The 11,018-nt window shown below is 60.5% G+C and carries 11 protein-coding genes; 9 read left to right on the top strand and 2 right to left on the bottom strand.

Translation table 11 applies throughout. The features are described 5' to 3' along the window. The first annotated feature begins 135 nt into the window (after positions 1–135). From B3520_RS10925 to B3520_RS10885, 9 genes are all read left to right on the top strand, one after another. Complete coding sequence (locus tag B3520_RS10925; protein ID WP_123639359.1) at positions 136–762, top strand: UPF0149 family protein; 627 nt, start codon at positions 136–138, stop codon at positions 760–762. Positions 763–814: 52 nt separating this feature from the next. After that, positions 815–2,143 carry a Xaa-Pro aminopeptidase gene (pepP, locus tag B3520_RS10920; protein ID WP_123639358.1) on the top strand — a complete coding sequence of 443 codons (1,329 nt, stop codon included), beginning with the start codon at positions 815–817 and terminating at the stop codon, positions 2,141–2,143. A 32-nt stretch (positions 2,144–2,175) separates the two neighbouring features. Continuing rightward, complete coding sequence (ubiH, locus tag B3520_RS10915; protein WP_286876039.1) at positions 2,176–3,459, top strand: 2-octaprenyl-6-methoxyphenyl hydroxylase; 1,284 nt, start codon at positions 2,176–2,178, stop codon at positions 3,457–3,459. Continuing rightward, positions 3,456–4,697, top strand: a complete 1,242-nt coding sequence (locus tag B3520_RS10910; protein ID WP_286805003.1) for a UbiH/UbiF/VisC/COQ6 family ubiquinone biosynthesis hydroxylase — start codon at positions 3,456–3,458, stop codon at positions 4,695–4,697. The genes ubiH and B3520_RS10910 overlap by 4 nt, the downstream gene beginning before the upstream one ends. Positions 4,698–4,703: 6 nt before the next feature. Next, positions 4,704–5,456 (top strand): AAC(3) family N-acetyltransferase, encoded by a 753-nt coding sequence (locus B3520_RS10905; protein ID WP_286805004.1) that lies wholly within the window; start codon positions 4,704–4,706, stop codon positions 5,454–5,456. An 8-nt stretch (positions 5,457–5,464) separates the two neighbouring features. Further along, positions 5,465–5,794 carry a hypothetical protein gene (locus B3520_RS10900; RefSeq protein WP_123639355.1) on the top strand — a complete coding sequence of 110 codons (330 nt, stop codon included), beginning with the start codon at positions 5,465–5,467 and terminating at the stop codon, positions 5,792–5,794. Positions 5,795–6,125: 331 nt separating this feature from the next. After that, on the top strand, positions 6,126–6,338 hold the full coding sequence (locus B3520_RS10895; RefSeq protein ID WP_024461971.1) for a cold-shock protein: 213 nt from the start codon (positions 6,126–6,128) through the stop codon (positions 6,336–6,338). Positions 6,339–6,537: 199 nt separating this feature from the next. Continuing rightward, complete coding sequence (locus B3520_RS10890) at positions 6,538–6,855, top strand: DUF3301 domain-containing protein (RefSeq protein ID WP_024461972.1); 318 nt, start codon at positions 6,538–6,540, stop codon at positions 6,853–6,855. 7 nt (positions 6,856–6,862) lie between these two features. After that, positions 6,863–7,429 (top strand): NUDIX domain-containing protein, encoded by a 567-nt coding sequence (locus tag B3520_RS10885; protein ID WP_414673680.1) that lies wholly within the window; start codon positions 6,863–6,865, stop codon positions 7,427–7,429. Between the two features lie 111 nt (positions 7,430–7,540). On the opposite strand, the gene B3520_RS10880 is transcribed toward B3520_RS10885, so the two are convergent. Both B3520_RS10880 and B3520_RS10875 read right to left on the bottom strand, forming a co-directional pair. Beyond that, the gene (locus B3520_RS10880; protein WP_286805006.1) at positions 7,541–8,962 is read right to left on the bottom strand and encodes a sugar porter family MFS transporter; all 1,422 of its coding nucleotides are present in this window, start codon (positions 8,960–8,962) and stop codon (positions 7,541–7,543) included. Between the two features lie 180 nt (positions 8,963–9,142). After that, positions 9,143–10,786 (bottom strand): family 43 glycosylhydrolase, encoded by a 1,644-nt coding sequence (locus B3520_RS10875; protein WP_286876037.1) that lies wholly within the window; start codon positions 10,784–10,786, stop codon positions 9,143–9,145. Positions 10,787–11,018 lie beyond the last annotated feature (232 nt).

Genomic DNA, 11,018 nt, shown 5'->3' with positions numbered 1-11,018 from the left:
AGGGCGGATAAGCCGAAGGCGCATCCGCCGCAACCGGACTCGACGACATCCGCCGTAACCACTTCGCTGTTAACGCCTGCCCGCCGTCAAATCGGGATTCGTGTTAGCATATCCGGTCAACGACACGAGGTGCCCATGACGACCGAACCCGAAATAACCCCCCTGAGTTATGAACAATTGAGCGAGCTGTTACAGCCGCTGGGTATTCTGATCAACCCGGCGGAATTGCAGGGGCTGTTGTGCGGGAAGTTCTGTGGTGGGGCCAAACCGGATGAAACCGAATGGTTGCTTGAGGCGGTGGAAGAGCTGGACTTTACCCAGGCGCCGGACGAGTCGGTCCGCAATGCGCTGACCCAAGTGTACCGGGATACTCGGGCGCAACTGACCGGCAACGGCTTTGCGCTGCAACCGCTGCTGCCCAAAGACGAGCGGGAAATCACCCTGCGGGTGCAGTGCCTCGGGCAGTGGTGTCACGGTTTTCTGGTGGGCTTTGGCAGCGCTGGGCACGCCGGCGACACTAACCTTTCGGACGAAGCCCGCGAGGCGCTGGAAGATCTGGCGGCCATTGCCCAGGTGGAGCTGGACGATGAAGAGTCCGCCCGTGAAGCCGAGAACGATTACGTCGAAGTGGTGGAATATGTGCGCATGGCCGCGCTTTCGCTGTTTATGGAGTTTGGCGCGCGGGCGCTGGTGGATGCCAATGTGCCCGGTGCCGAGGCGACCCAGACCCCATCGGCGGATGAACCCCCGACCCTGCATTGATGTCGTTACCCCTTTTTCGCGTTACCTAACGGCTGAGCCCTAAGGTCGATCCATGAAAATCACACGTCAGGAGTTCGCCCGTCGGCGCAAGGCGCTGATGGAGGTGATGGAACCCAACAGCATTGCCATAGTGCCCTCGGCGCCGGAACGTCAGCGCAGTCGCGATACCGAGTACCCTTACCGCCAGGACAGCGACCTGCACTACCTGAGCGGTTTTCCCGAACCCGGCGCGGTGTTGGCGCTGATTCCCGGGCGGGAACACGGCGAGTTCGTCCTGTTCTGCCGCGACCGGGACCCGGACCGGGAAATCTGGGACGGCTACCGCGCCGGACCCGAAGGTGCCTGCCGGGATTACGGCGCCGACGATGCGTTCCCCATTGATGACATCGACGATATTCTGCCGGGCCTGCTCGAAGGCCGGGAGCGGGTTTACTACGCCATGGGCAAAGATCGGGAGTTTGATCGCCAGGTCATGGACTGGGTGAACAGTATCCGTGCGAAGGTCCGCTCCGGTGCCACCCCACCCGGGGAGTTTCTCGATCTGAATCACTTTCTGCACGACCTGCGCCTGATCAAAAGTGCCGCCGAGCTGCGCCTGATGCGCCACGCCGGGGAGATTTCCGCCCGGGCGCACAGTCGCGCCATGCGCTACTGCCAGCCGGGGGTGATGGAGTATCAGCTCGAGGCGGAGATTCTGCACGAGTTTGCCATGGCCGGGGCGCGCTTCCCGGCTTACAGCAGTATTGTGGGCGGCGGTAAAAACGGCTGCATCTTGCACTATATTGAAAATAGCGCCGCACTGAAAAACGGTGACCTGGTCTTGATTGATGCCGGCTGTGAGTATGAAACCTATGCCGCGGATATCACCCGGACCTTCCCGGTCAACGGCACCTTCAGTGCGGAGCAGCGCGCTCTGTATGAATGGGTCCTCAAGGCGCAGCGGGCGGCGATTGCCGAGATCCGCCCCGGCAACCACTGGAACCGTCCCCACGAGGTGTCGGTCCAGGTGCTGACCGAAGGTCTTGTAGAGCTGGGGCTCTTGCAGGGTGAAGTGGATGAACTGATCGCCAACGAGGCCTATCGCGAATTCTATATGCATAGGGTCGGCCATTGGCTCGGGCTGGATGTGCACGATGTGGGCGACTACAAAATCGATGGCCAGTGGCGCCTGTTGGAGCCGGGTATGGTCATGACCGTGGAGCCCGGACTCTATGTGGCGCCGGACAATGAGCGGGTCGCCCGGAAGTGGCGCGGCATCGGGATTCGGATTGAAGACGATGTGGTGGTGACCAAAGAGGGATGCGAGGTTCTGACCGACGGTGTGCCCAAGGAGCCGGATGACATCGAGGCACTGATGGCCGATGCATCGCGATCGCGGTAATGACCGCCACTGTTCCTGTGTGAGGCCTGTCCATGAATGAATCGCTTGCCCTGCCGGACTACGACATCGCCATTGTGGGCGGTGGCATGGTGGGGTCTGTGTTGGCCGGACTGCTGTCCGCCAGCGGTGCCGGCTGGCGGACAGTGTTGATCGACGCCCGCTCTCCCGACGGGTTGGTGAGTGATCACTACGCGCCTCACTATGACAATCGCTCCACCGCCATTTCCGCTGGCAGCGCCGATATTCTGCAGCGTCTGGGGCTATGGTCTCGGCTGAAAGCCCACGCGACGGCCATCACGGAGGTGCATGTGTCCGATCAGGGGCACCTTGGCGGGGCCCTGATTGACGCCCGTGAGCAGGCCCGGGATGCCCTGGGTTACGTTCTGGAAAATGCCTGGCTGGCACCGACCCTGCGAGCGGCGGCCGATGGCGCGCGGGAGGTCCGGGTGCTGGCCCCGGCGCAGGTGACCGGCCTGTTGCCGGGGCGGCACCTGAGCACCCTCACCCTGAAGGGTGAGGGTGCCCCGGGAACGCTCACCGCGCGGCTGGTGGTGCTCGCGGACGGAGGCGCTTCCGATCTGCACCGTCGGTTGGGCATAGAGCAGGTCCGCCGCGACTATCAGCAGCATGCGGTGATTGCCAATGTCTCGTTCGAGCGACCTCACAGGGGTCGCGCCTACGAGCGCTTTACCCCCCGAGGGCCCTTGGCGCTGTTGCCGCTGGATGAAAGCCCGCAGGCCCGTCGGGCCGCGCTGGTCTGGACCCTGCCCCCGGGCGAGGCCGAGGCACTGCGCCGCGCCCCGGAGCCGGAATTTCTTGACGCCCTGCAGCGGGCCTTCGGCTGGCGTCTCGGGCGCCTGACCCGGGTCGGCGAGCGACAGTCCTGGCCGCTGGCGCTGGTTCAGGCCCAGGAGCAGGTGCGCTCGCGGTTGGTGTTACTGGGCAACAGTGCCCACTATCTGCACCCGGTGGCGGGGCAGGGGTTCAACCTGTCCCTGCGCGATGCGGCGGCCCTGGCGGCGGTCTTGCGGCGGGCGCGTCTGGAGGGAGGTGATCCCGGGGCGCTGCCCGTGCTGAATCGTTATGTGGCGCAGCGCGCCCAGGATCAGCGTCTGACCATACAGCTGAGCGATAAACTGGTGCGGGTGTTTTCCAACCGCCGTCTCGGTCTGATGGCGTTGCGTCATCTCGGGTTTGTCGGGTTGGACTTTCTGCCCGGGGTAAAAGACTGGTTTGCCGCCCAGACCATGGGCACGGCCGGGCCGCGTGCGCCCTGGGAACCTCCCGTTCAACGGCTGTCGGAGATGGGGCCATGAGTGAAACCACGTACGATGTCATTGTCGTCGGTGCGGGGCAGGTCGGGGCCACCCTGGCACTGAAACTGGCGCCCCTGCTGGCGGCCCGTGGCCTGCGCCTGGCGCTGGTGGAAGCCAGCGACGCCGAGCCGGCCGTGTATCGGGGGGAGCAGTTCGATCCCCGGGTGGTGGCGCTGACGCCGGCGTCCCGGCGAATCTATGAGCAGTTGGGCCTATGGCGGCACATAGAGGCCGAACGGGCCTGCCCCTACCGGGATATGTTGGTGTGGGATGGTGAGGCCAGCGGGCGCATCGGTTTTCACGCGGATGAGCTCAACTGCGACCAGCTGGGCCACATTGTGGAAAATAGCGTTCTGGTGCGCCACCTGCGTCAGGCCTTGACCTATCAGTCCACGGTCGAGTGGTTCCGGCCGTCGGCGGTGGCGACCCTTAAGCAGCGCGATGACGGGGCTGCATCGGTCGGCCTCGATACCGGGCACACGCTGGTTGCGCCTTTGGTGATTGCCGCCGATGGAGCTCACTCCCGGGTGCGGGAGCTGGCGGGTTTCAATATCCGGGAGTGGCCCTATGAACAGAGGGCCATTGTCACCACGGTGCGGACCGAGCGTCCCCACGGCCAGACGGCCCGCCAACGCTTTATGCGCACCGGGCCACTGGCATTCCTGCCCCTGCGTTGCCACTGGGGGGAAGTGGATGCCGGCGAACACCCCTGGGATGAGCACTACAGCTCCATTGTCTGGTCCGCCGATTCAGCTCTGGCCGACGAACTGCTGGCCCTGGACGACGCGGCATTCTGCGACCGCCTCGGACGGGACTTCGAGTACACCCTGGGGGCGGTCACCGGTACGGATCGCCGCCACGGTATTCCGCTCTACCAGCGCCACGCCCGGGATTACATCCGCCCGGGCATCGCCCTGGTCGGCGATGCGGCGCACAGTATTCACCCCCTGGCCGGTCAGGGGGTGAATCTGGGGCTGAAGGATGTGCAGGCCCTGTATCAGGAAATTGAACGGGCGTTGACTCGCGGCCTGCCGCTGTCGGAGCCTTCGATACTGCGCCGTTATCAACGCCAACGCCTGGGGGACAACCTGGGCATGATGGCGACCATGGAAGGTTTCAAACGACTCTTCGGCAGTCGCTCTCCCGCCTGGATCGCCCTGCGCAATAGTGGGCTCCGGCGGGTGGACAATCTGCCACTGATCAAAAACACGCTTGCTCAAAAAGCCATGGGAGTATGAGCTGCTATGAATATCAACCCCCATCTGGAACTGTCCAACCTTCTCAAAGACCTGGGTGTGAAGCCCGGGGATACCCTGATGGTGCACGCATCGCTGCGTTCACTGGGGGAGGCCATGCCCGCTGATATCGTATCGGCCGGGTTGCGCCGGGCCCTGGGGCCCGCGGGTACCTTGGCAATGCCCACGCTCAGTTACGAAACGGTCAACGCCGAGAATCCGCTGTTCGACACCGAGGAAACCCCTTCCTGTGTCGGCAGCCTGAGTGAGGCGTTCCGGCGCCAGCAGGGTGTGGTGCGCAGCCTTCACCCGACGCACTCGGCGGCGGCGATCGGTCCCAATACCTCGGACCTGCTCGTGGGCCACGAAAAGGACCACACCCCCTGTGGCGAGCATTCGCCTTTCGCCATCTTGCCGAAGCTCGGCGGCCGGATACTCTTTCTCGGGTGCGATTTCACCGTCAACACCATGATGCACGCGGTGGAAGAACAGGTGATGCCGCCGTACCTGTTGGAAGAGGAGCCTGTGGACTTCATTCTCACCGACGCCCGAGGCCGGCAGATCACCAATGCCGTTCGCTGTCACAGCTTCAAAGGCTATGTGCAACGCTACGATCGCCTGGAGTCGTTGCTGCCCGAAGGCGCCATAAAGCGCGGCCAACTGCTCGCGGCCGATTGCATGTTGGTGGATGCCCAGGCGGCCTGGGATGCGGCACTGTCCGCCATCAAAAAAGATCCTCTGTACTTCGTGGACAAGGAATAACGCCGACTATGCCGCTACTCACCCCCGAGCGTAAGCGCCGACTGGACCTGTCGCTCAATGCTCTGTTGATCCTGTGCCTGCTGGTTGCCGGTGCGGTGTTTCTGGGCTACTCAGAGGGCTATGGTATGTTACTGGCCCCGGTGGGCTGGGTGGTGGCGCTGGGTGTTTTCCGGCGCTGGCGCTGGGCCTACTTCGCCAGTGCCGTCTGGGCGCTGGCCTGTTACCAGTTGGCCAAGGAAGGACTGGAGTTTGAAGTACTGAAGCGCGTGGTGATGATATTCAGCATGCCTCTGGTGGTGCTCTCCATCTACCTGCACGAAGTACTCGCCCGTCGGTAGCGCACCCATGTGGTGCCACACACCTTTTTCGGCACCCCATGGGTGCCGTGCACTGTCGCTTCGGAACCCGCTCAAAGTTTCATCAAATTATGCTTGAACTGCCTGGAGCGAAGTGCTTTAATTTTTTTGCTAGAGATTGTGAACGGCCAAAGGCTAGGCTCCCGCGAGGCACCCTCCAGTAACTTTGTTCGACCCTTCCCTTAGCACAACCCCTGGGGTTGTTTCACCCCGGCTTTTGCGTTGCTCGCCCAGGCGTTGACCAAGGTCGGTTTATGTCAGGCAGGTTCGTCGATGTTTTCGGATCTGCATTTGTTTGCTAGACGAGGAAAGTATGTCAGATCAACTGGTATCAGGTGTTGTTAAGTGGTTCAACGACGACAAAGGTTATGGTTTCATCGAGCGTGAAGGTGGTGCAGACGTGTTTGTTCACTTTCGTGCCATTAATGGTTCAGGTCGTCGCACGTTGAAAGAAGGCCAGAGCGTCACTTTCGAAGTGACCCAGGGCCAGAAGGGACCGCAGGCGGAAAACGTCACACCGCTGTAATCTGAACGAACGCAATCACCTGCGCGGCCGCCGGTTCCGGCGGCCCGCATTGGGCCAGAGTGCTCTTCGCTCTGGCTTGCCCCCTCTGCTTTTCGCTCGCGTTAAGCCACACGTTTCTTGTGCTGAAAATTTTTCTCTCGGGGTGGTTCCGCGAGTCACCAGACGGTATCCTTCGGGTTTGTCCGGGAATCATGAATTCATGCTCGATTTGAAAGCGTTGATCTGGCTGACCGTTCTGGGCCTGTTCATTTATTACAGCTGGCGCGCCTTCCAGGCGAAAGACCGGGCGTTCATCGCGGCCCGTCGTCACTGTGAACAGATGCAGGTGCAGATGTTGGATCAGAGTGTTTATCTGCGTAAGCTCTGGATCAAAAAAGACGCCCGGGGTCGCCCCGGTTTATGGCGTGCGTTCTATTTCGAGTTTACCGTCACCGGCGGTGACCGCTACTTTGGCCGGGTGTTGATGCTCGGTCGACACATCCAGCGCGTTGAGCTTGACCCCCACCGTTTGCATTGACCCCTGAATGCCTCCCCCAAATGATAAAGGTGATTGTGTGACAGATAGGATCGGCGGCTGGCAGCGCAAGTCGACGCGCTGCGTGTATGAAAACCCCTGGATTAAAGTGTCCCACGAGGAGGTGATCACTCCGGCTGGTACGGATGGCATCTATGGCGTGGTGCATTTCAAAAATACCGCGGTCGGTGTGGTCCCGATTGATGAAGCGGGCAACACCTGGCTGGTGCGTCAGACCCGTTACACCATGGGTGAATATACCTGGGAAATCCCGGAGGGCGGTTGTCCCCGCGATGAAGACCCATTGAGTGCCGCCAAGCGTGAGTTGCAGGAAGAGGTGGGGCTCTCGGCCCAACACTGGGAGATGTTGCAGGAGCTGCAGTTGTCCAATTCGGTCACCGACGAAACCGCGATCATTTACGTGGCTCGGGATTTGCAGACCGTCGAGCAGAGTCTGGATGATAGCGAAGATATTGAAGTGAAAAAGTTACCGCTGACCGAGGCCATCGCGATGGTGGATTGCGGTGAAATTACCGATGCGATTTCGGTGGCCGCATTGTTGCGGTTGGCGCGGTGAGCTTAACGTTGGGTTACGGCGGATGCGCTTTGCTTATCCGCCCTACACGACCTGCCGTGCTATGCGTAGGGCGGATAAGGCCAAAGGCCGCATCCGCCTAACCCAAGGTAATTACCCCTCCATCTCCTCCAATTCCTTCCCTTTGGTCTCATGCACCATCATCAGCACAAACACCACAGAGAGCGCGGCGAAGAAGGTGTAGATACCGTAAGCGGCGGATAGACCAATGCCCGCAAGAAGAATCGGAAAGGTCCAGGTGACCAGGAAATTGGCCAACCACTGGGCCAGACCGGCAACGGCCAGACCAGAGCCGCGAATCTGGTTCGGGAACATCTCCCCGAGCATGATCCACATCACCGGGCCCCAGGACAGGTTGAACAGGAACACATAAGCGTTCGCCGCAATCAGGGCCAGCAGGCCGGCATTGTCGGACAAGTTCAGGTTGCCGGTTTCCACGTTCACCGGTGCACCGGCAAAGGCGTAGGCGACCAGGCCCAGAGTGATGGCCATACCGGCCGAGCCGAACCACAACAGCGGCTTGCGCCCAATTTTGTCGACAAAGAAAAAGGTGAACAGACAGGCCGCGATGCTGATGCTGCCGGAGATGACGTTGATGGCCAGGGCGTCGTTTTCGGAGAAGCCCGCTGCCTGCCAGAGTACTGCACCGTAGTAGAACACCACATTGATGCCCACGAACTGCTGCAGTACCGCCAGGCCGATGCCGATCCAGACGATGGTGCGCAGCTTGCCGGTCTGTTTGTTGATCAGGTCGGACAGCCGCGGACGGTGATGGTCCTTGGCAAGGGAGGTGCTGATCTCGTCGACTTTGGTTTCGGCGGTGCGGCGCCCGTAGAGTCGGGCCAATACGCCGCCGGCTTGCTCCATTTTGCCGGATGCCACCAGATAGCGGGGACTCTCCGGAATGGCGAGAAGTGCGAAGAAAAAGATGAACGCCGGAATCAGCTCCATCCAAAACATCCAGCGCCAGGTTTCAAAACCCAACCAGAACTCCCGGGTGGAGCCGCCGGCGAACTTGGCCAACAGGTAGTTGCTGAAGAACGCCATGGTCAGGCCGGTGATGATGGCGATCTGCTGTACTGAGGTGAGCATACCGCGGTAGCGCGCTGGAGCCACCTCACTGATATAGGCCGGTGCCATGACGCTGGCGGCACCTACGGCGAGACCGCCCAGAATGCGATAGATGACAAATTCAACAGTGCCACCAGCAACGCCGGAGCCCCAAGCGGACACGATGAAAAAGACCGAGGCGACGATCAGCAGGGAGCGACGTCCGTATTTGTCCGCGAGGTTACCGGCAAAGAAGGCGCCGACGGCGCAGCCGAGCAACATGGACGACACGCTCAACCCGGTACCGGCACTGTCGGAGTTGAACGCGGTTTGCAGGCCTTCGACCGTGCCGTTGATGACGCCGCTGTCAAAGCCGAACAGAAAGCCGCCGATAGTGGCGACGCAGCTGATCAACACAATAAACAGCGTACTTCCCTGTTCAGGGTGAGTTGCATTTGTAGTCATGGAGTGAATACCTATGGTTTTTTTGGGTTCCAAAAATTGCCAGACCGTGGTTGTTATCGTTGAACTGGTTGTTGCCCCATGTTGACCTGAAACTGACCGTAGGCGTGGCGCCCGGCGGCCAGTCCCTGTGCAACCCGGCCATTATTGTCTGTCTTTAAGGCCGGGTGCGTGTGTAGCTTATCAGGGCAGAGCGCGATACACCATGTTACTGAAGCGCACTTTACCTTCACCGGCCGCGTAAAGGGCCGGGCGCAGACTCATAAAGCCATAAGCCACATTGTGGTGGTAGCCGGAGACTTCCATCTGGGTCGGATACTTGATCCAGGTTTCCCCACCATCGGTACTGGTGTGGATGGTGAGAATGTGCCGGTCATTGGTGATCCGCATCCGCAGTTGGGTGTCCATGCCGTCGGGCTTGGGGGCGGTGCGCTGGTCCATGCCGTAGCGGTGCAGGACGAAATGCGCCTTGGTGACCCCAACGCCGGCGTAGAGCTTATCGTTGTAGAACACCATGGCGCCGGCCTGAGCACCCTCGTCAAAGTCGATATCGACTTCAAACTGATAGGAGTGATCGCCGGCAATGAAGGTCAGAGGCGAGCTGTTGCTGGGTGAGTCGCCCTTGGCCTCCAGCTCCAGAACGCCAGCGTCGTGATCGTAGTGCACCCGTTCGTTTTCGGTAATATCCCCTCGGAAAAAACTGTACTGGATGCCGAACTTGTTGGTGCTGAAATCATCGGAAAGGGGGATACCGTGCGTGAGCGCGGTGCCACCTTCGGGCTTGGGAATGGGCTGACTCATGTCGTAGCCTTTGGTGACCAGCCAGCCATCGTCGGTCCACTCCACCGGCTCCATCAGGGTCTGACGGCCCAGGGTGTAATAACCGTTTTCATAACCGTGGTACATCATGTACCAGTCACCGTCGGTCGGGCCTTCCACCAGGGTGGCATGACCGCGGGACCACCATTTCTCCGCGGCGCTCTCGGTGCGCACAATCGGATTGTGGGGCGAGTCTTCCCAGGGGCCGTGGATGGATTTGGAGCGGGCGTGAATCACCATATGGCCCGTAGGCGGACCGGCGGTACCGCCGACGGCGGTGATCATATGGTAATAGCCTCCGTGCTGCATGATCTTGGGCCCTTCCTGGCAGTCGCATTCCACGTCCCAGTGCTCGGGATAATCCCAGGCGTCATAGACGTGCTCCATGTCGCCGGTAATGCGCAGGCCATCGTCAGATAGTGGCACACGATAACCGGCGGACAGGAACAGGTAGCGCTTGCCGTCTTCACCCACGGCGTGACCGGGGTCAATCAGGTCGTTATCCAGCGCGATCGGATCGGACCAGGGGCCTTCGATATTGTCCGCATAGACCACATAGATATTGTTGTTGCCCGGAAACTTTGCCGGAATGTACAGGTAGTAGCGTCCGTCGTGCTTGGTCAGCTCCGGCGCCCAGATGCTGCCGACATACTCGGTCAGGGCCGGGCCAACCGGCTCCCAGTTCACCAGGTCTTTGGAGTGCCAGATCGTCAGGGCCGGGTAGGCCTCAAACGAGGAAAACGTCATGTAGTAGTCGTCGCCGTCTTTGAGAATACTCGGGTCGGGGCGATCGCCGGACATGATGGGGTTGAGATAAGTACCGTCACCGAGATCCGCCTGGCGTTGACCCTCGTAGGTGGTCTCCCACTGCTGGCAGTGTTTGACGTAAGGGTTGCCCAGGTAGGGACTACAGTCTTCGGTGTGGGTTTGGGATTGATCGGGGTTGTTGGTCGATGTGCAGGCGCCCAATAGCAGCGCTGCCCCGGCAAGGGATAGCCATGTTTTCATTGTTTTTCTCTCTCACATTAATTTTTCAATATTAGTATTTTAAGTATTTACTGTAGCTATTGGTGTTTGAGCACTTAGAGTGTGGCCTTAACCCACGGTTGGGAAACTGCTCAGGTTTCGTGGTGGCAGAAAGACCGGCGGCGTGACAGGTTCTGAAACTCTCACTTCAGGGATGAAGTGAGAGAGCTACAGGGATGTATTCATCGCGTTTTCAGAACCTGTCACGCCGCCG

The sequence above is a fragment of the Marinimicrobium sp. UBA4509 genome (assembly GCF_002388575.1).
Lineage (GTDB): Bacteria > Pseudomonadota > Gammaproteobacteria > Pseudomonadales > Cellvibrionaceae > Marinimicrobium > Marinimicrobium koreense.
Note: the sequence above shows the minus strand (reverse complement) of the source record. Positions and strands in the feature narration are given on the sequence as shown.

Bases quoted from the DNA above. Each gene is read 5' to 3' on its own strand.
- B3520_RS10925 (WP_123639359.1), top strand. From the start codon at position 136: ATGACGACCGAACCCGAAATAACCCCCCTGAGTTATGAACAATTGAGC.
- pepP (WP_123639358.1), top strand. From the start codon at position 815: ATGAAAATCACACGTCAGGAGTTCGCCCGTCGGCGCAAGGCGCTGATG.
- ubiH (WP_286876039.1), top strand. From the start codon at position 2,176: ATGAATGAATCGCTTGCCCTGCCGGACTACGACATCGCCATTGTGGGC.
- B3520_RS10910 (WP_286805003.1), top strand. From the start codon at position 3,456: ATGAGTGAAACCACGTACGATGTCATTGTCGTCGGTGCGGGGCAGGTC.
- B3520_RS10905 (WP_286805004.1), top strand. From the start codon at position 4,704: ATGAATATCAACCCCCATCTGGAACTGTCCAACCTTCTCAAAGACCTG.
- B3520_RS10900 (WP_123639355.1), top strand. From the start codon at position 5,465: ATGCCGCTACTCACCCCCGAGCGTAAGCGCCGACTGGACCTGTCGCTC.
- B3520_RS10895 (WP_024461971.1), top strand. From the start codon at position 6,126: ATGTCAGATCAACTGGTATCAGGTGTTGTTAAGTGGTTCAACGACGAC.
- B3520_RS10890 (WP_024461972.1), top strand. From the start codon at position 6,538: ATGCTCGATTTGAAAGCGTTGATCTGGCTGACCGTTCTGGGCCTGTTC.
- B3520_RS10885 (WP_414673680.1), top strand. From the start codon at position 6,863: ATGCCTCCCCCAAATGATAAAGGTGATTGTGTGACAGATAGGATCGGC.
- B3520_RS10880 (WP_286805006.1), bottom strand. From the start codon at position 8,962: ATGACTACAAATGCAACTCACCCTGAACAGGGAAGTACGCTGTTTATT.
- B3520_RS10875 (WP_286876037.1), bottom strand. From the start codon at position 10,786: ATGAAAACATGGCTATCCCTTGCCGGGGCAGCGCTGCTATTGGGCGCC.